We start from the raw sequence: 20979 nt of genomic DNA on the forward strand, positions 1-20979 counted from the left end.
CATTCGCGACAACCCGACTTCGTACTGGAGGACACGGCTATGACGAGCGAAGAGCGGCTTCGCGAATATCTGAAGAAGGTGGTCGGCGACCTGACCGACGCCCGGCGCAAGCTGAGCGAGGCCGATGACCGCGAGCACGAGGCGGTGGCCGTGGTCGGCATCGGCTGCCGCTACCCCGGCGGGGTCGAGGCACCTGACGACCTGTGGGAGCTGGTGGACTCCGGCACCGACGCGACCAGCCCGTTCCCGACCGACCGCGGCTGGGACCTGGAGAAGCTGTACGACCCGGACCCCGACACCCCCGGCACCAGTTACACCCGGCGCGGCGCCTTCGTGCACGACGCGGGCGACTTCGACGCCCCCTTCTTCCGGATCAGCCCCCGGCATGCGGTGAGCACCGACCCGCACCACCGGCTCTTCCTCGAAGCGGCCTGGGAGTCCTTCGAGCGGGCCGGCATCGACCCGGCGACGCTGCGCGGCAGCAGCACGGGCGTGTGGGCCGGGATGATGTACGAGTTCTACTCGGCGCGTTTCCTCGGCGCCGTTCCCGAGGACGTCGACGGCACCCTCCTGGTCGCCAGCACCCCGAGCATGCTGTCCGGCCGGGTCTCCTACAGCTTCGGTCTCGAAGGTCCCTCGGTGACCCTCGACACCGCCTGCTCGTCCTCGCTGGTCGCGGTCCACCAGGCCGTACGCTCCCTGCGCAGCGGCGAGTGCACGCTCGCGGTGGCGGGCGGGGTGACCGTCATGGCGGAGCCCGACATGTTCGCGGAGTTCTCGCGGCAGCGCGGCCTGGCCCCCGACGGGCGCTGCAAGCCGTTCTCCGCCGACGCCGACGGCACGGTGTGGGGCGAGGGCTGCGGTGTCCTGCTGCTGGAGCGCCTCTCGGACGCTCAGCGCAACGGCCGCCCGATCTACGGCGTGATCCGCGGCACGGCCGTCAACCAGGACGGCGCGAGCAACGGGCAGACCGCGCCCAACGGCAAGGCGCAGGAGCGGGTGATCGCCCAGGCGCTGGCCGACGCCCGCCTGACGCCCCGTGACATCGACGCGGTCGAGGCGCACGGCACGGCCACGCCGCTCGGCGACCCGATCGAGGCCAACGCGATCCTGTCCGCCTACGGCAAGGACCACACGCCGGAGCGGCCGTTGCTGCTCGGCACGATCAAGTCCAACATCGGGCACACGCAGGCCGCCGCGGGCATCGCCGGAATGATCAAGATGATGCAGGCGATGCGGCACGGCAAGCTGCCGCGCACCCTGCACATCGGCACCCCGACCTCGCGGGTCGACTGGTCGGCGGGCACCGTACGGCTGTTGACCGAAGAGGAGCCCTGGGAGTCGCGCGAGGACGCGCCGCGCCGGGCCGCCGTCTCGTCCTTCGGGATCAGCGGCACCAACGCGCACGTGATCCTGGAGGAGCCGCGACCGGCCTCCGCCGCAACGGAGTTGGAGACCGGGACGGGTTCCGAGACCGGGTCCGACACCGGCTCCGACACCGGGACCGGCGCCGCGTCCGACACCGGGTCCGACATCGCGTCCGACACCGGCAAGGCCCCGCTCGCCTGGGTGCTCAGCGCCCGCAGCGCCGACGCCCTGCGCGGCCAGGCCGACCGGCTCGGCCGCCGCGTCGCCGCTCAACCGGCGCTGCGCCCGGTGGACATCGCCTGGTCGCTGGCCGCCACCCGCGCCCGCTTCGACCACCGCGCGGTCGTCGTCGGCCGCGACCGCGCCGAACTCCTCGACCGGCTCGACGGTTTCGCGCAGGGCAGGGACGGCTCCCCGGTGACCACCGGCGTGGCGTCCGGTACGGCCAGGACCGTCTTCCTGTTCACCGGACAGGGCGGGCAGCAGCCCGGCATGGGGCGTCAACTGCACGCCGCCTTCCCCGTCTTCGCCGCCGCCCTGGACGAGGTGTGCGACGCGCTCGACCCGCATCTCGACCGGCCGCTGCGCGAGGTGATGTGGGCGGAGCCCGGCACGCCCGAGGCCGCGGAGCTGGACCGCACCTACTACACCCAGCCCGCGCTCTTCGCCTACCAGGTCGCCGCCTTCCGGCTGCTCGGCTCGCTCGGTCTGGTCCCCGACAAGGTCGCCGGGCACAGCGTCGGCGAGATCGCCGCCGCCCATGTGGCCGGTGTCTGGGACCTGGCCGACGCGGCCCGGATGATCACCGCCCGCGCCCGGCTGATGCAGCAACTCCCCTCCGGCGGCGCGATGTTCGCGATCTCCGCCACGGCGCGGGAAGTCGCCGTCACGCTGGCGGGCAAGGAGAGCCTGGCGCAGGTCGCCGCCGTCAACAGCCCCGCGGACGTGGTGGTCTCCGGTGACGAGGAGACCTGCGCCGCCGTCGCCGCCCACTGGGCGGAGCAGGGCCGCCGCACCAAGCGCCTCACCGTCAGCCACGCCTTCCACTCGCCGCTGATGGAGCCGATGCTCGACGCCTTCGGCGCCGAACTGGCCGCGCTGACCTTCCGTCAGCCGACGCTGGACAGCGCCGTCAACCTCGGCGCGGACCGGAGCTGGACCGACCCCGGCTACTGGACCGACCAGGTCCGCCAGGCCGTGGGCTTCGCCGACATGACCGCGCGGCTGGACGCGGCGGGCACAGACGTCTATCTGGAGATCGGGCCGCGCCCGGTGCTCTCCGGAATGGTCCGCGCCTGCCTGCCGGACGCCAAGGCCGTGGTGACCGCCGTGTCCCGGCGCACGCTGGCCGAGCCCGAGGGGCTGCTGACCGCGCTCGCCGAGGCGTACGCGGCCGGCGCGTCCGCCGACTGGAGCGCCGCCGCGCCCGGCGGACAGCCCGTCGAACTGCCCACGTACGCCTTCGACCACACGCGCTACTGGCTGCTGCGGACCCCGCCGCGCGGCGACGCCGACGCGCTCGGCCTGACCGAGCTGCGGCACCCGCTGCTGGGCGCGGCGGTCGCCGTCGCCGACGGCGGACTGGTCGCCACCGGCAGGCTGACCGCGGACGACCTGCCCTGGCTGGCCGACCACTCCGTGGGCGGCGCGGCGATCGTGCCCGGCACCGCCCTGCTCGACATGGTCGTCGAGGCGGCGGCGCAGGCCGGTTACGACCGGGTCGAGGAGCTGACGTTCGAGGCGCCGATGCCGCTGCCGGTGACCGGGTCGCTCGACCTCCAGGTCGCCATCGGCGGCGACGGCTCCGTCGGGGTGCACGCCCGGCGCGGCGGCGAGGAGAGCTGGACCCGGCACGCGTCGGGCAGCCTGGCCGCGGGCCCCGCGGAGCCCGACGGCTGCGCGTGGGCCGCCACGTGGCCGCCGCAGGGGGCCGCACCGGTCGACCTGGACGCGGTCTACGAGCGGCTGACGGAGCGCGGCTACGGCTACGGCCCGGCCTTCCGCGGGCTGCGCGGCGCCTGGCGCACCGACGGTGAGCTGTTCGCCGAGGTCGAGGTGCCCGAGGGCGCGGAGAACGACGGCTTCGGCCTTCACCCGGTGCTGCTCGACTCGGCCTTCCACCCGTACGCCGCCGAGGGCGAAGGGGACGAGCTGCGGCTGCCGTTCGTCTTCCGCGGGGTGCGGCTGACCGCGGTCGGCGCGTCCGCCCTGCGGGTCAGGATCGTGACCGAGGGCGCCGACCAGTTGTCGCTGACCGCGGCGGACGAGAACGGCGGACTGGTCCTGGACGCCCGCGACATGCGGGTCAGGGCGGTGCCGGCCGCGGCCATGCGGGCGCTCGCCGGAAGCGCGGCCTCGCCCGAGGGCTACTACGGCCTGGAGTGGACCGAGACGACGCTTCCCGCGGTGAGCCCCGGCAGTTGGGCCGCGCTCGGCACCCCGGTCGCCGCGCTCCCCTTCCACACCGGCCCCGACGCGCTCGCCGCGTCCGGCGTCCGGCCCGACTACGTCCTGCTCGACACCGAGGCACTGGACACCGCCGAGGGCGCCGAACTCCCGCAGAGCGTCAGCGAGTTGACCGGCCAGGTGCTCGGCCTGCTCCAGCGGTGGGCCGACGACGCGGCCTTCGCCGCCTCCCGGCTGGTGATCGCCACCGACCCCGACTCGCTGCGCACGGCAGGGGTTTGGGGCCTGGTGCGGGCGGCGCAGGCCGAACACCCCGGCCGGTTCCTGCTGGTGGGCGCCCGCGGCGGCATCAGCGCGGCCCTCGCGGGTCCCGGCAGGGCGGTGGCGCTGCTCGCCGCCGCGGCCGAGGCCGACGAGCCGCAGGTGCTGCTGGAGGACGGCCGTACGCTGCTGCCGCGGGTCGCCCGCCGGGTGCCCGCACCCGCCGTCGAGCCGGCCTTCGGCGACGGCACGGTCCTGGTCACCGGCGGCACCGGGGCGCTCGGCGCGCTGGTCGCCCGGCGGCTGGTCGAACGCTTCGGCGTACGGCACCTGTTGCTGACCTCGCGGCGCGGTCTCGCGGCCCCCGGGGCGCGGGAGCTGGCCGACGAGCTGACCGAGGCCGCCGGGCCCGGCGCCACCGTACGGATCGAGGCGTGCGACGCCGCCGACCGCGGCGAGCTGTCCGCGCTGCTGGCCTCGGTGCCGCCGGAGCACCCGCTGACCGGTGTGCTGCACGCGGCCGGTGTCCTGGACGACGGGCTGCTCGCGGGCCAGTCGCCGCAGCGCCTGGCGGACGTGCTGCGGCCGAAGGCGGACGCGGCCTGGCTGCTGCACGAGCTGACCGCGGACCTGCCGCTGGCCGCCTTCGTCCTGTTCTCCTCCGTCGCGGGCGTGCTCGGCAACGCCGGGCAGACCACGTACGGAGCCGCCAACACCTTCCTGGACGCGCTGGCCGTCCACCGCAGGGCGGCGGGTCTGCCCGCGGTCTCGGTGGCCTGGGGCCTGTGGTCGACGGCGGGCATGGGCTCGACGCTGACCGCGGCCGACGAGGCGCGGCTGGCCAGGATCGGGGTCGCGCCGCTCGACGAGCGGCAGGGCCTCGGGCTGCTGGACACGGTGCTGACCGACCCCGATGTCGAGGCCGCGGTCGTGGCCTCCCGCTGGAGCCTGAGCGGCCTGCGCGGCGCGCAGGACAGCGGCGAGCGGATTCCGCAGATCCTGCGCGGCCTGGTCCGCGCGGGGCGGCGGACCGCGGAAGGCGGCGGCGCCCGGCAGTCCGGCGCCAACGCCGCGGGCGGCCTGGCCAAGAAGCTCGAAGGACTCACCGGTGACGCCGCGAAGTCCGCGGTCGACACCGCCGTACGCCACCACGTGGCCGCGGTACTGGCCCATGGAGCGCCCGAAGCGCTCGACCCCGACCTGCCCTTCATCGACCTCGGATTCGACTCGCTGACGGCGGTCGAACTGCGCAATCGGCTCCAGACGGACTCCGGTCTCGACCTGGCCCCGACGCTCGTCTTCGATCACCCGACCATCGGCGCCCTGGCGGAGCACCTGGCCATCGCGCTGGTCCCGGCCCCGAAGGATGACGTGACCACCATGGAAGAAGCCCTCGCCCGGATCACCGGCGAACTCAGCTCGTCCGCACCCGCGCTGCGGGACCGCATGGTCGTGGCCCTGCAGGACGCCCTCAACCGACTCGGAGTCCCGATGGACTCCCCCACCGCGGTGCTCGACGAGGCCTCCGACGAGGAGATCTTCGCCTTCATCGACGCCCAGGCGTAATCCCGCGCCGGGCGCACGGCCCGGCCACCGAGGTACAGCGACTCCCCGGCACTCCCACCGGCACTCCCCCGGCACATCGCCGGCGCACATCACCGGCACCACCGGCTCCCGGCACCGGGCAGTCCGTCACCACACCACGAATCGGCAGAGGGCAGGAAGATGGCAGGCGAGGACAGACTCCGCGAATACCTGAAGAAGGCCACGGTCGACCTGGGTGACGCCAGGCGCAAGCTGGCCGAGGCCCAGGCACAGACGCACGAGCCGATCGCAGTCGTCGGCATGTCGTGCCGCTTCCCCGGCGCCGGTTCCGTCGACGCCTACTGGGACCTGCTCGACCAGGGCAGGTCCGCGGTCCTCGACGAGGTGCCGGGCGGCCGGTTCGACCTCGCCCCGCACGTCGAGAACGACGGGGTCTACACCACCCGCGGCGCCTTCCTCGACGACGTGGCGGGCTGGGACGCCCGGTTCTTCGGCAGCTCCCCGCAGGAGGCGCTGCGGATGGACCCGCAGCAGCGGCTGCTCATGGAGCTGACCTGGGAGGCGCTGGAGGACTCCGGTACGCCGCCGCCGAGCCTGGCGGGCAGCCGTACCGGAGTGATGATCGGCTTCTCCGACGTCCTCCAGTACCTGCGCCTGGAGCAGGCCGAGGAAGGTCTGGGCGTGCTGCACGACCCGTACGGCGGCCAGGGCGGTTCCGCCAGCGTCGTCGCGGGCCGGCTCGCGTACCACTACGACCTGCGCGGCCCCGCGCTGACCCTGGACACCGCCTGCTCGTCCTCGCTGGTGGCCGTCCACCTCGCCGGTACGGCGCTGCGCCGCGGCGAGTGCGACCTCGCGGTGGCGGGCGGCGCCTTCCTGCTGATGCACACCGACATGTACGTCAACGCCTGCTCCACCTCGATGCTGTCCCCCGACGGCCTGTGCAAGACCTTCGACGCCCGCGCCGACGGCTATGTGCTGGGCGAGGGCGCCGGGGTGGTCGTCCTGGAGCGGCTCTCCGACGCGGTACGGCGCGGCCACCGGGTGCACGCGGTCATCCGCGGCACGGCCGTCAACCAGGACGGCCGCAGCAACGGCCTGACCGCGCCCAGCCGCAGCGCCCAGGCCGACGTCATCCGCCGCGCGGTGTCCGCTGCCGGGGCGACCCCCGACGACATCGCGTACGTCGAGGCGCACGGCTCCGGCACCAAGCTCGGCGACGCCATCGAACTGGGCGCGCTCACCGATGTGTTCGGGCGCCGCAGCGAGGAACGGCCGCTGCACGTGGGCGCGGTGAAGACCAACATCGGCCACACCCAGGCCGCGGCCGGGATGGCCGGTCTCATCAAGGCCGTCCTGGCCGTCAAGCACCGCACGGTGCCGCCGAATCTGAACATGACCGAGCCCTCGGAGACCGCCCTCGCCGCGGGCGCCGTCCGCCCGGCCTCCGAGTCCCGCCCCCTCCCGACCGACGAGGCGTCGCCGCAGCTCGTGGGCGTCAGCTCCTTCGGCTGGTGCGGCACCAACGCCCATGTCGTCCTGGCGGCGCCGTCGCCCGCGGCGGCCGGGACGGGCACGGCGGCGGGCGTCGGCGGCCCGGTCCGCGCCGGTCTCGCCACCACGGGAGGCACCTCGGCCGACGGAGGTTCCGTCGAAGCCGCCCCGGCGCCCGGCAGGGCCGAACTGCTGCCCGTCTCCGCCGCCGACGACGACGCGCTGACGGCGCGGCTGGACGCGCTGGCCTCGGTCGCCGGACGCACCGGCCTCGACGACCTGGCGTACACGCTGCAAAGCGGCCGCGCGGCGCTGGAGTTCAGGCGCGCGGTGGTGGCCGCCGACCCCGAGGACGCTGCCGCCGCGCTGGCGACCGCGGCGCGGGCCACCGGGGTCCGTACGGTCAAGGGCCGCCCCAAGCTGGCGTATCTGCTGCCGGGCACGGGCGACCACTACCGGGGCATGGCGCGCGATCTGCACCGTACGGAACCGGCGTTCGCCGAGGCCGTCGAGACGTGCCTGGCCGTCGCCGAGGAGCGCTGCGGCATCGACCTGCGGGACACGCTGCTCGGTGAGCCCGCGCAGGCGCCGGCCGACGCGGGGGCGGGCTTTCTGGCCAGGCCCGGCAGCGGGGCCGACCTGGCGGACGACCCGGACAGCCACGCGGAGATCGCGCACCTGTCGCTGTTCACCGTCGAGTACGCGCTGGCCAGGCTGCTGGCCACGCACGGCGTCACGCCCGACCTGCTGATCGGCTACAGCCTCGGCGAGTACGTGGCCGCGACCCTGGCCGGTGTCTTCGAACTGCCCGACGCCCTGTGGCTGGTGGCGCGGCGCGCCCGGCTGATCGAGGCGGCGCCCGAGGGCCGGATGCTGGCGGTCGCCGCCGACGCCGACCGGGTGCGCGCCGAACTGGCCGCGTGCGGCGCGGCGGTGGACATCGCCGCCGTCAACGGCCCGGCCATGACCGTGGTCAGCGGAGCGCCGGACGCCGTGGCGACCGCCGCCGCCCACCTGGCCGAACAGGGCCTGGCGGCACGGCAGTTGCGCTCCGCGCACCCCTTCCACTCGGCGCTGCTCGCCCCGGCCCGCGCGGAGCTGGCCAAGGCCGTGGCCGCGGTGCCCCGGCACGAGCCGCGCATCCCGGTCGTCTCCAACGTCACCGGCGCGCCGCTGACCGCCGAGCAGGCCACCGACCCCGGCTACTGGGCCGACCACCTGACCAGCCCCGTGCGGTTCGCCGACGGTCTGGCGGCCTGCGCGGATCTGGGCGTGGACGGCTATGTGGAGCTGGGCCCCGGCCAGACCCTGGGCGGCCTGCTCCGGCAGAACGACCGCAGCGGCGCCAACCCCACCGTGCTCGGCACCGTCCCCGCGCAGTGGGCGGCGGGCGGCCCCACCGACGGCCGCTCCCGGCTGCTGGAGACCTTCGGCCGGCTCTGGGAGCTGGGCGCCGACCTCGACTGGACGTCGCTGCGCGGCGCACGCCCCGGCACGCTCACGGAACTGCCCGCCTACCCCTTCCAGCGGACCCGCTACTGGCCGCGCACGGGCACGGGGACGGCCGCCGCGACCGGCACCGGCTCCACCGGCGGCGCCGTCCGGCCCGACGACTTCTGCTACGCCCCCGCGTGGCAGCAGGACGTCACCCTGCCCGCGCCGACCGCCGTGGAACCGGCCGCGCCCCTGGTGGTGTTCGCCGACGGCGACGGTGTCGGGACCCGGCTGGCCGAGCTGGCCGCGGCCTGCGGCGCACCCGTCACCGAGGTCGTGCCCGGCGGCGCCTGGCGGCGCGACGGACGGCGGGTCGTCATCGACCCCGCCGACCCCGAGCACTACCGCAGGGTCGTCGCGGAAGCGCTGGCCGGGACCGCGGGACCGCTGCGCGTCGCCCACCTGTGGAGCCTGCGCGACCCGGCCCGCACCCCGCTGTTCGCCGAGGACGCCGAGCTGGTCAGGGCGGTCCGGCTGGGCTTCGACAGCCTGCTGCTCACCGTCCAGTCGCTCGCCTCGGCGGCGGCCGAACGCGGCGTGAAGCTGCTGACCGTGACCGCGGGGGCCGCCCAGGTGCACGGCGGCGACTGCACGGCGCCTGACCGGGCGCTGGCCCACGGCTTCGCGCGGATCGCCCACGCCGAGCAGCCGGGTACGGCCTGGCGCGGCGTCGACCTGGACCCGTCGGCGCCCGCTGATACCTGCGCCGCCCACCTCGCGGAGGAGATCGGCCACCGCGCCTGGCAGCACGAGGACCCGGCCGCCACCCCCGCGCTGATCGCCTGGCGCGCGGGACGCCGCCTGCTCAAGGACTGGCGCCTGGTGCCGCTCCCCGCGGCCGACGGCGCGACCGGCTTCCCCGTACGCCCCGACGGCGCGTATCTGGTCACCGGCGGCACCCGCGGTCTCGGCCTCGGGCTCGCACGGGAACTCGTACGCTCCGGGGCCCGGCGGCTGGCCCTGGTCGGCAGGACCGATCTGAACGCCGCGGCTGCCGCCGACCCCGAGGGGCGGGCCGCCCAAAGCCTGCGCGACATCGCCGCGTTGGAAGCGTCAGGCGCCGAGGTGCTGCTGCTCACCGCCGACGTCGGCGTACCGGAGGACCTGCGGCGCGCGCTGCGCGACTGCCGGGAGCGGTTCGGAACGCTGACCGGCGTCCTGCACGCGGCGGGCGTCCCCGCGGGCGGCATGGCCGTCCGCCTGACGCCCGGCACGGCCCGTACGGTGCTCGCGCCGAAGGTGCTCGCCATGGGCCCGCTCGCCGAACTCGTCGGCCCCGGCACCCCGGAGGCCGACCGGCCGGAGCTGCTGGTCCTGTACTCCTCGGCGGTCAGCGTCTTCGGCGGCCTGGGCGAGGGCGACTACAGCGCCGCCAACACCGTCCTGGACGCGTACGGCGCGGCGCTGGCCGACGCCGCCGCGGCCACCACCAAGGTGCTGAGCGTGGCCTGGGGCCCGTGGCAGCACGACGACTGGCAGGCCGAGGCGTCCGGCGGCGCGCTGGCCGACCGGGTCCGCGAGCACCGCGCCCGCTACGGCTTCTCCGAGTCCGGCGGCAACGCGCTGCTGGGCAGGCTGGCGGGCGCCGCCCGCGGCAGCCTGCTGGCGGTGCGGATGCCGATGGCCGAGGGGCTGCGCGAGTGGGCGGCGCTGACCGACCTGGACGCGCTCGTCGCGGCCGGCGCCCCCGCCGACAGCGAACGGCCGCGCTTCCCCCGGCCGTTGCTGCGTACCGAATACGCGGCCCCGCGCACCGAGTTGGAGACGGTCATCGCCGACAGCTGGGGCCGGCACCTCGGCATCGACGGCATCGGCGTCCACGACCCGTTCTTCGACCTGGGCGGCAACTCCCTGGTCGGGATGTCCATGGTCGCCGACATCGAGAAGCGGCTCGACCGCAGGATCGCCCCGGCCGTCCTGTTCGAGCACCCGACCGTCGCCGCCTTCGCGGCGGCGCTCGACGGCGGTCCCGCCGGGACCGCCACCACCACAGCACGCGACTCCGGCCTCGCCCGGGGCGAGAGACGGCGCCGCGCCCGCGGTGCCCAGCCTTCCATCACCCGGAACTAGGAGGACGGATTCATGCCGCGCATACCCACCGAGGTGTCACCGATGGACATCGCCATCGTCGGCCTCGCCGGGCGCTTCCCCGGCGCCACCGATGCCACGGAGCTGTGGTCGGCGCTCCGCGACGGCCGCTCGGGCATCACCCGCTTCACCGACGACCAACTGCGCGCCGCGGGCGTGCCCGACGAACTGATCGACGACCCCGCGTATGTGAAGGCGGGCGCGGTGATCGACGGGATCGACCGCTTCGACGCCGACTTCTTCGGGATCAACCCGAAGGAGGCGCAGATCCTCGACCCGCAGCACCGGCTCTTCCTGGAGCACAGTTGGCACGCGCTGGAGGACGCGGGCTGCGACCCGGCGAGCTTCGACGGCTCGATCGGTGTCTTCGCGGGCTGCGCGATCAGCACCTATCTGACGCGTAACGTCGCCCCGTCCGGGATCGGCCGCAGCGTCGGCGAGCTGACCGTGGGCCTGGCCAACGACAAGGACTCGCTGACCCTGCGCGTCGCCCACACGCTGGGCCTGTCAGGGCCCGCGTACGGCATCCAGAGCTACTGCTCGACGTCCCTGGTCGCGGTCTGCGCCGCGGCCACCAGCCTGGCCGGCTTCGAGTGCGACCTGGCCCTCGCGGGCGGCGCCGCCATCGCGGTCCCGGACGACACCGGCTACCTCTACCAGCCGGGCGGCATCAGCTCGCCCGACGGCGAGTGCCGCGCCTTCGACGCCTCCGGCCGGGGCAGCCTGGTCGGCAACGGCGTCGGCGTGGTCGCGCTGCGCCGCCTGGTCGACGCGCTCGCCGACGGCGACCAGGTGTACGCGGTGATCCGCGGCTGGGCCGTCAACAACGACGCGGGCCGCAAGGTCGGCTTCACCGCGCCGGGCGTCAGCGGCCAGGCCGAGGTGATCGCCGAGGCGCTCGCCGCGACCGGTCTCGAGCCCGAGGACATCGACTACATCGAGGCGCACGGCACCGGCACCGCGCTCGGCGACGCCGCCGAACTCGCCGCGCTCCAGCAGGTGTTCGACGGCAAGGAGGTCATGATCGGTTCGGTCAAGACCAACCTCGGCCACCTGGACCGCGCGGCCGGTGTGACCGGTCTGATCAAGACCGCCCTGTCGCTGCACCACGGCGAGATCCCCGCGACCCGCAACTACACCGCGCCCAATCCCCAACTGGAGTCGGGCGACGCGCGGTTGACGGTCCTCACCGAGCGGCACCCGTGGCCGCGCGGCGACCGTCCGCGCCGCGCCGGGGTCAGCGCCTTCGGCATCGGCGGCACCAACGCCCACGTGATCCTGGAGGAGGCCCCGCCGGTCGCCGCCCGCAGCACCGGCTCGGGCCGCCGCAGCGAACTGCTGGTGTGGTCCGCCCGCACCGAGGCCGCCGCCGACGAGGCCACCGCCAATCTCGCCGCGCACCTGGACACCATGGACGACGCGGACACCACGGTCGGCGCGGGCATCTCCGACGTCGCCTACACCCTCCAGAGCGGCCGCCGGCTCTTCAGCCACCGGCGCGCCCTGGTCGCGGACTCGCTGAGCGGCGCGGCGCGCGAGCTGCGCGCCGGGTCCGCCCTCGGCCGCGCCGACGGCACCGCCTCCCGGCCGGTCGCCTTCCTGCTGACCGGCGCCGCGGAGCCGTACCCCGCCGCGGCGGCCGAACTCTACGACGCGGAACCGGCGTTCCGTACCGCGCTCGACGAGTGCCGCGCCGCCGCCCAGGCCGTCGGCGGCGCCCCGCTGGCCGGACTGCTCTCCCCCGACCGCACCAGCGGCCACGACCAGCACGGGCACCGCGCCTTCGCCTTCGGATACGCGCTCGGCACGCTCCTGCGCTCCTGGGGCATCCAGCCGGACGCCCTCCTCGGGCACGGCGTCGGCGAGTACGTCGCCGGGTGCCTGGCCGGGGTCTTCTCCCTCAAGGACGCCTTCGCGCTGCTGCACCGCCGCACGGAGACCGAGGGACAGCCGCTGACCGACTGGGCGGCGGGCCACATCACCTTCGGCGAGCCCGCAACCGTCCTGTACTCCGCCGCGACCGGCGGCCGGCTGACGGCGGCCGAGGCCACCGACCCCGCGCACTGGACCGCGGCCCTCACGGGCCCGCCCGCCGACCCCGGCACCGCGCTCGGCGCGCTGCTGGAGTCCGGGAACCACGCCCTGCTGGAGATCGGCGACGGCGCCCTCGGCGCCCACCGCGCCCTCACCGAAGGGCACGCGGACCTGCTGATCCCCGCGCTGCCCGGCGACGACGACCCGCGCGAGGCGGGCACGGTCCTCACCGAGGCCGTGGGCCGCCTGTGGCTGACCGGCGTCGACATCGACTGGTCCGGCTACCAGCACGGCCGTGACGTCCTGCGCACGAAGCTGCCCGGATACCCCTTCCAGCGCTCCCGCTACTGGATCGACGCGCCCGCCGCCGCCAAGCCCGAACTCCCCTCCGCGGCAACGGAGTCCGCCGACTCCGGCGCCGAGGAGCACGTACAGGTCATGAGCCGGGTGTGGAGCCCGGACGCGAACGGCGGCACGGGTACGGCCACCGGCCGGTTCCTGCTGTACGCCGACGCCTCCGGGGTCGGCGACGCGCTGGCCGAGCGGCTGCGCGGCGCGGGCGCCGAGGCCGTCACCGTACGGCCGACGGACGCGCCCGACACCGCCGAGGTGCCCGGCGACGGGCCGCTGACCGTGGTCGTGCTGTCCGCGCTGGACGCGGATGGGCCCGACGCGGACCCGGCCCGGGCCGTCCTCGACGTCTCCCGCGCCGTGTCGGCGTGGGGCGACCGGGCCGGGACCGGCGGTGTCGTCGTGGTCACCCGCGGCGGCCAGAGCGTCACGACCGCCGAGCGGAGCCTCCCGGCGCAGGCCGCGGTCGCCGTCCTGCCGGTCGTCGCGGGCCAGGAGTACCCGGGCCTCGACGCCCGCGGCGTCGACCTGGACCCCGCGGCCGACACCGCGGCCTCCGCCGCCCTGCTCGCCGCCGAACTGGCCGCCGCCGAGGGGCCGGTGCTCACCGCCTTCCGCGCGGGCAGCCGCCTCACCCCGCGGTACCGCCCGATCGACGCGCCCAAGGCGCACACCGACGAACTGCCCGTGGTCCTGCCCGGCGAGAGCTACCTCGTCACCGGCGGCCTGGGCGACGTGGGCCTGATGGTCGCGGAGCACCTGATCCGCGGCGGCGCCGGGCGCGTCGTGCTCGCCAGCCGTACCGGACTGCCCGCCGACCCGGCGGACCCGCGCCGCCAGGCGGTCGTCCGGCTGCGCGCGCTCGGCGCGGACGTCGAGGCGCCCGCGCTGGACGTCACCGACCCCGACGCCGTACGCGCCCTGTTCGGCGCGGAGCGCTTCGACGGCCTGGTGCACGCGGCGGCCGACACCTCGGAGGACACCTTCCTGCCGCTGGGCGCGCTCCAGGAGAGCACCGTCGCACGGCACTTCGCGGCCAAGTACGAGGGCGCTCGCGTGCTGCGCGACGCCGTCGGCGGGCTCGCCGGGGACCGCGCGCCGCGTTGGGGCCTGCTGTTCTCCTCGACCTCCGCGCACCTGGGCGGACTGGCCTTCGGCAGCTACGCGGCGGCCAACGCCGCGCTGGCCGCGCTCGCAGGAGCGGGCCCGGACGACGGCACCGCGCAGACCCGCTGGACCTCGGCCGCCTGGGACACCTGGGCGCCGACGCTGGCCAAGGTCGACGCCAGGACCGGCGCCTCGATGGCCGCGCACGCGATGACCGCCGAGCAGTCGCTGACCGCACTCGACCGCGCGGTGACGCAGCCGCTGCCCGCGGTGGTCGTGGTGGCCGGCGGTCTGGCGGGCCGGCTCCCGAGCCGTCCGCAGGCGGTCCCGGCGGGCGCCGGGAGCACGTCCCCTGTGGCGTCCTTCCCGCGGCCCGACCTGCCGCAGCCGTACACGGCGCCGCTGACCGCCACGGAGCGCGAGCTGTGCGCGCTGTGGACCGACACCCTCGGTGTCGACCCGGTCGGTACCCGTGACAACTTCTTCGACCTGGGCGGCAGTTCGCTCTTCGCCCTCCAGATGCTGGCCACCGTGAAGTCGCGCTTCGGTGTGACGGTGCCGACGGTCACGCTCTTCGAGGCGCCGACCGTGCACCGGCTGGCGGCCGTCCTGGACGAGCAGAAGCCCAAGGCCGCCGGGGGGCCGAGCCCGGCACCGGTCCGCGCCCCGGCGGCGCCCCGTACCCCCGCGGCGACCGTCGTCCCCGCGCCCCGGCCCGCCCCCGCGCCCGTACCCGTCGCCGCTCCGGCGCCGCGTCCGGCCGTGGCCGCGACCCCGGCCGTCAGCGCGGTCACCCAGCACACCGAGCGCGCCGAGGACACCGAACCGGAGAGCACCGAACTCGACCGGCGGATCGCCATCGTCGGCATGGCGGGCCGCTTCCCCGGCGCGGGCGATGTGGCCGGCTTCTGGCGGAATCTGTGCGAGGGCGTGGAGTCGATCCGCTTCTTCACCCCTGAGGAGCTGATCGAGGCGGGCGTCGACCCGGACATGGTCCAGGACCCGGAGTACGTGCCCGCGCGCGCCGTGCTGGACGACATCAGCGGCTTCGACGCCGGATTCTTCGGGATGAGCCCGCGGATGGCGGCGCTCACCGACCCGCAGCAGCGGCTCTTCCTTGAGGTCTGCTGGGAGGGTCTGGAGCACGCGGGGTACGCCAACGAGGCGTACCGCGACCGGATCGGCGTCTTCGGCGGCTCCAACCTGTCCACGTATCTGTTCGGGATGACCTCGCAGCTCGCCGCGGGCGACATCAGCCCGTACGAGATCATCATGAGCAACGACAAGGACGCGCTGACCACGTCCGTCTCCTACCTGTTCGACCTGCGCGGACCGAGCGTCGCGGTGCAGACCTTCTGCTCGACGTCGCTGGTCGGTGTGCACCTGGCGGTGCAGAGCCTGCGCGGCGGCGAGTGCGAGATGGCGCTGGCGGGCGGTGTGTCCATCAGCGTGCCGGACCGGGTCGGCCACCGCCGCCAGCAGGGCGGCATGGAGTCGCACGACGGCCATGTGCGGACCTTCGACGCGCAGGCCAGCGGTTCGATGTTCGGTGACGGCGCGACCGTCGTGGTCCTCAAGCGGCTCTCGGACGCGCTGCGCGACGGCGACACCGTGCACGCGGTCATCCGCGGCTCGGCGATCAACAACGACGGCGCCCTGAAGGTCGGTTACACCGCGCCCAGCGTCGCCGGGCAGGCCCGTGTGGTGCAGGACGCGATGGCCGACGCACGGGTGAGGCCGGAGGACTTCGGCTACATCGAGGCGCACGGCACGGCCACCCCGATCGGCGACCCGATCGAAGTCACCGCGCTGAGCCGGGCGTTCGGCACGGCGGGCGGCCCCGGCAGCATCCCGATCGGCGCGGTGAAGACCAACATCGGTCACCTCAACCACGCTTCGGGCACCGCGGGCCTGATCAAGACGGTCCTCACCGTCCGCGAGCGGATGGTCCCCGCGACCTTGCACTTCACCGCCCCCAACCCGCAGATCGACTTCGCCGACAGCCCCTTCTACGTCAACACCCGGCTGACCGAGTGGCCGGCCGAGGACGGCAGGCCGCGGATCGCCGGACTCAACTCGCTGGGCATGGGAGGCACCAACGTGCACGTCGTCGTCGAAGAGCCGCCGGCCCGCAGGGCCGGCCCCGACACCCCGCAGGGCGGCAGGCGGCACCACTTCCTGCCGGTCTCGGCCCGAACCTCCGACGCCGCCGACCAGGCCGTGAGCAACCTCGCCGAGCACCTGGCCGCGACCTCGGGGGCGAGCGTCGCCGATGTCGCCTACACCCTCCAGGTCGGCCGCAAGACCTTCGAGCACCGCCGCGCCACCGTGGTCTCCAGCGGTGAGCAGGCCGTGGCCTCGCTGGCCGGTACGGACGAGGACGCGCCGCTGTCGGCGCGGGTGGAGACCGCGCACGGCCGCCCGGTGGCCTTCCTCTTCGCCGGGGTCGGCGAGCAGTATCCGGGTCTGGTCGGCGACCTCTACCGGCACGAGCCGGTCTTCCGCGCCGAACTCGACCACTGCCTGGGCCTGTTGGCCGCGCACCTGCCGGACACCGACCTGATGGGGCTGCTGACCGGGGACCGTCCCGGCGGCGGCATGGACCTGGCGGCGCTGCTGGGCCGGGCGACCGGCGCGGCCGACGACCGGGAGGCGGAGCTGGAGCGCACCGAGATCGTCCAGCCGCTGCTGTTCGCGGTGGACTACGCGCTGGCCTCGACGCTGATGGTGTGGGGCGTGCAGCCGTCGCTGATGCTCGGCTACAGCCTCGGCGAGTACGTCGCGGCCTGCCTGGCCGGGGTGCTGTCGCTGGAGGACGCGCTGGCGCTGGTGGTGCACCGGGCCCGGCTGATCTCCGGGGTCGAGACGGGTTCCATGGCCGCGGTGCCGCTCGGGCCCGACGACCTGCGCGACCGCTACGGACTTCAGGCGCGCGGCCTGGACATCGCCGCGGTCAACGGCCCGCAGACCGTGGTGGTCGCCGGTCCCGCCGACGCGCTGGCCGGCCTCGCCGCCGACCTGGAGCGCGACGGCGTCCCCAGCCGGGGGCTGCGCACCACGCACGCCTTCCACTCCCGGATGCTCGCCCCGCTCGCGGACGAGCTGACCTCGTGGGTCGCGGAGAACATCCGGCTCAACCCGCCGCGGCTGCCGTACCTGTCGAACGTCACCGGCGGTGTCGCCGACGCCCGGCTGGTGCGGGACCCCGCCTACTGGGCGGAGCACATGTGCCGTCCCGTGCAGTTCGCGGCGGCCGTCGAGACGCTGCTGGCCGATCCCGAGCTGGCGATGGTGGAGATCGGTCCCGGACAGTCGCTGGGCACGATGGTGCGCGGCGCGGGCTGCGCTCCGCAGCGCTGGGCGACGATCACCGCGACGCTGCCCGCGCAGAGCGATCCGCGTCCGGCCGACCGGGTCCTGACCGAGGCCCTGTCGCGGCTGTGGCTGACCGGTGTGGACCTGGACTGGGCGGCCTACCACGGCCGCGCCGAGCGGACCGCCGAGCTGCACCGGGGCTTCGCGCCCGGCAGGGTGCCGCTGCCCACGTACCCCTTCCAGCGGCAGCGCTACTGGATAGAGCAGACCCCGCTGATCGGCGCCAAGCCGGCCGCGCCCGCGGCTGCGACGGCGCCGGGCACACCGGGTGTGCCCGCCAGCTTCGAGGACATCGACCGGGTCCCGAAGCTGCCGGAGGAGCAGTGGGTCTGGCAGCCGGTGTGGCGGCAGACCGCTTCCCCGGCGACGGCGGGCGCGCAGCCCGCGAGCTGGCTGGTCTACGCCGACGGGTCGGAGGCCGACGGTGTGCTCGACGAGTTGGTGCGCGCGGCGGCGGCCGACGGCGCGACCGTGACCGCGGTCCGTCCCGGCGGCGGCTGGAGCGCCGACCCGGCGACCGGCTACACCGTACGGCCGGGTCACTCGGGCGACGCCCAGGCGGTCCTGCGCGACTTGCGCAAGCGCGGGCTCGCGCTGGAACGGGTGGTCCATCTGTGGACGCTCGCGGAGCGGCCCGACGACGAGTCGATCGCGTTCGGTCTGCACACCCTGGTGGCACTGGCCCGTGCGGCCGGTGAACTGGGCTCGGGCGACTGGCAGTTGGACATGGTCACCGCGGGCGCCCACCAGGTGCTCGACGGTTCGGAGGTACGGCCCGACGCCGCCACGCTCATCGGCCCGACGCTCGTGGTGCCGCTGGAGTACCCCAACGTCACCACCCGGCTGCTCGACGTCGAGCCGGACACCCCGGCCGCCGCCGTCGCCGCCGAACTGCGCCGACCGCGGACCGACGCGGCCGTCGCCCTGCGCGGCAGCAGGCGCTGGGTGTGCGGTTACGACATGCTCCCGGCGGCGGACGACGAGAGCGCCGCGGCGGTGCTGCGCGAGCGCGGGGTCTATCTGATCACCGGCGGTCTGGGCGGCATCGGTCTGGGCATGGCGGAACACCTCGCACGGCAGGTCGGCGCCCGGCTGGTGCTCTTCGGCCGCCGCGGGCTGCCGCCGCGTGAGCGGTGGGAGGGCATCGCCGCGGGCACCGAGGCGGCCGACGAGGCGCTGCGGGCCAGGGTGAGCCGTGTCCTGGGCATCGTGGAGCTGGGCGCGGAGGTCGAGATCGTCACGGGTGACGTGGCGAGCGCGCCCGACGTCCGGCGCGCCATCGACCTGGCGCAGGAGCGTTTCGGCGCCCTGCACGGCATCCTGCACACCGCGGGCGTGCCCGGAACGGGTCTGATCCAGTTCAAGCAGTCCGACGACTCCGAGCTCGTTCTCGCGCCCAAAGTTGCCGGCGTACAGGCCCTGGACAAAGCACTGCGAATCGGCCACGCTGATGAGACCGCGCTGGACTTCCTGGTGCTGTTCTCCTCGATCACCGCGGCCACCGGCGGCGGCCCGGGCCAGGTCGACTACTGCGCGGGCAACGCCTACCTCGACGGCTACGCGGCACGGCAGGCGGCCACCGGCCGCCGGGTCCTGTCGGTCGACTGGGGCGAGTGGACCTGGAACGCCTGGGACTCCGGTCTGTCGGGCTACGACGAGGGCTTGCAGGCATTCTTCCGCTCGCACCGGGAAGCCTTCGGCATCACCTTCGCGGAGGGCTGGCGCTCGCTGCTGCGGGCCCTGGCCTCCGGCGAGTCGCGGGTCGTGGTCTCCACGCAGGACCTGCCGACGATGGTGAGCTACAGCACCGGCTTCACCGTCGAGGCCGTCATGGCCCCGGCGGGCGGCGGCTCCGGCTCCGCCGACCGGCACCCGCGGCCCGAACTCCTCACCCCCTACCGGGAGCCCTCGGGCCCCGTCGAGGAGCGGCTGGCGGAGGTCTGGGGCGACATGCTCAAGCTCGAACGGGTCGGCGCCCGTGACAACTTCTTCGAACTCGGCGGCAACTCACTGCTCGGCATCGCCCTGCTCGCGGCCCTGCGCCGGGCCTTCCAGGACGCCGAGCTCCCCCCGCACATCCTCTACGAGGCCCCGACCGTCGAGGCCCTCGCCAAGGTCGTGGACGGACCCGCCGCGGACGCGGCGCCCGTCCCGGAGCCCGACGGCCAGGAGCAGGCGCGACTGCGCAGGTCCGGCCTGAAGACCGCCGCCCGGCGGCGCAGGAGCTGATCCCGCGTCAGCGGCACTCCGCACCACGCGACACCCCACGCCCCAGGCGTGGTTCAGCACACCCACAACAGCCAGCACCACCCACCAAGGAATCGGAGAGATCATGACCGTCGTAGGAGTTGTCGGTGCCGGGGTCATGGGCATCGGAGTCGCGCACAATCTGGCCCAGTCCGGTTACGAGACCGTCCTCGTCGACATCGACGAGCGGATTCTCACCGACGCCAAGGCGGCCATCAGCCGCAACTGCCGGCTCAGCCGCCTGATGGGCGGACCGGCCCTTGACCCCGACGAGATCCTGGGCCGGATCACCACCGCCGTCGGCGTCGAGGCGCTCGCCAAGGCCGACTTCGTGATCGAGAACGTCACCGAGAACTGGGAGATCAAGCGCGAGGTGCACGCCGAGCTGGACCGCGTGCTCTCCCCCGAGGCGGTCGTGATCGTCAACACCTCCGCGATCCCGATCACCCGCGTCGCCGCGGTCGGCACGCACCCGGAGCGGGTCGTCGGGGTGCACTTCATGAACCCGGTGCCGGCCAAGCCGGTCGTGGAGCTGATCCCCGGCTTCCACACCGCGCAGGAGACCGTCGAGGTCACCCGCCAGCTCCTCAGCGGCATGGGCAAGAAGGCGGTGGACGTCAAGGACGCCTCCGGCTTCGTCTCCAACCGGGTGCTCATGCTGACCGTCAACGAGGCCGCCTTCCTCGTCCACGAGGGCGTCGCCACCGCGGAGTCGGTGGACGAGGTGTTCCGCGGGTGCTTCGGGCACCCGATGGGTCCGCTGGAGACCGCCGACCTGATCGGCGTCGACACGATCCTCTACAGCGTCGAGGTGCTCTACGAGCACTACGCCGACAGCAAGTACCGGCCCTGCCCGCTGCTCAAGCAGATGACCGACGCCGGACTGCACGGCCGGAAGACCGGCCGTGGCTTCTACACCTACGACAACAAGGGATGACGACCATGTCCGAGAACACCACCGCCCAGACCAGCATCCTCTCCTTCATCGAGGCCCGCTTCCCGCAGGCCAGCATCGCCACCGACCAGGACATCTTCTCGCTCGGCTACATCAACTCGCTCTTCGCGATGGAGCTGGTGATGTTCATCGAGAAGACCTTCGGCCTCACCATCCCCAACGACGAACTGCGCATCGACAACTTCCGCACCGTCGAGGCCATGGCGGACCTCGTCGCCCGCCGGAGCGTCCCCGTCTCCGTCGACTGAGGAGCC

Annotated in this window: 5 protein-coding genes; all 5 read left to right on the forward strand. The window is 74.7% G+C overall.

All coding sequences use genetic code 11. The features are described 5' to 3' along the window. The first annotated feature begins 39 nt into the window (after positions 1 to 39). The gene (locus tag ACFZAM_RS14600) at positions 40 to 5601 is read left to right on the forward strand and encodes a beta-ketoacyl synthase N-terminal-like domain-containing protein (RefSeq protein WP_391045993.1); all 5562 of its coding nucleotides are present in this window, start codon (positions 40 to 42) and stop codon (positions 5599 to 5601) included. 159 nt (positions 5602 to 5760) lie between these two features. After that, a complete protein-coding gene (locus tag ACFZAM_RS14605; RefSeq protein WP_391045995.1) occupies positions 5761 to 10638 on the forward strand; it encodes an SDR family NAD(P)-dependent oxidoreductase in 4878 nt (1625 codons plus the stop codon). A gap of 12 nt (positions 10639 to 10650) precedes the next feature. Then, on the forward strand, positions 10651 to 19752 hold the full coding sequence (locus ACFZAM_RS14610; protein WP_391045996.1) for a beta-ketoacyl synthase N-terminal-like domain-containing protein: 9102 nt from the start codon (positions 10651 to 10653) through the stop codon (positions 19750 to 19752). A gap of 103 nt (positions 19753 to 19855) precedes the next feature. After that, a complete protein-coding gene (locus ACFZAM_RS14615; RefSeq protein WP_355341416.1) occupies positions 19856 to 20707 on the forward strand; it encodes a 3-hydroxyacyl-CoA dehydrogenase NAD-binding domain-containing protein in 852 nt (283 codons plus the stop codon). A 5-nt stretch (positions 20708 to 20712) separates the two neighbouring features. Beyond that, a complete protein-coding gene (locus tag ACFZAM_RS14620; RefSeq protein ID WP_188282225.1) occupies positions 20713 to 20973 on the forward strand; it encodes an acyl carrier protein in 261 nt (86 codons plus the stop codon). Positions 20974 to 20979 lie beyond the last annotated feature (6 nt).

It is taken from the genome of Streptomyces sp. NPDC008079, from assembly GCF_042957385.1.
Lineage (GTDB): Bacteria > Actinomycetota > Actinomycetes > Streptomycetales > Streptomycetaceae > Actinacidiphila.

Excerpts from the sequence above, each read along its gene's own strand:
- ACFZAM_RS14600 (WP_391045993.1), top strand. The coding sequence starts at position 40 with ATGACGAGCGAAGAGCGGCTTCGCGAATATCTGAAGAAGGTGGTCGGC.
- ACFZAM_RS14605 (WP_391045995.1), top strand. The coding sequence starts at position 5,761 with ATGGCAGGCGAGGACAGACTCCGCGAATACCTGAAGAAGGCCACGGTC.
- ACFZAM_RS14610 (WP_391045996.1), top strand. The coding sequence starts at position 10,651 with ATGCCGCGCATACCCACCGAGGTGTCACCGATGGACATCGCCATCGTC.
- ACFZAM_RS14615 (WP_355341416.1), top strand. The coding sequence starts at position 19,856 with ATGACCGTCGTAGGAGTTGTCGGTGCCGGGGTCATGGGCATCGGAGTC.
- ACFZAM_RS14620 (WP_188282225.1), top strand. The coding sequence starts at position 20,713 with ATGTCCGAGAACACCACCGCCCAGACCAGCATCCTCTCCTTCATCGAG.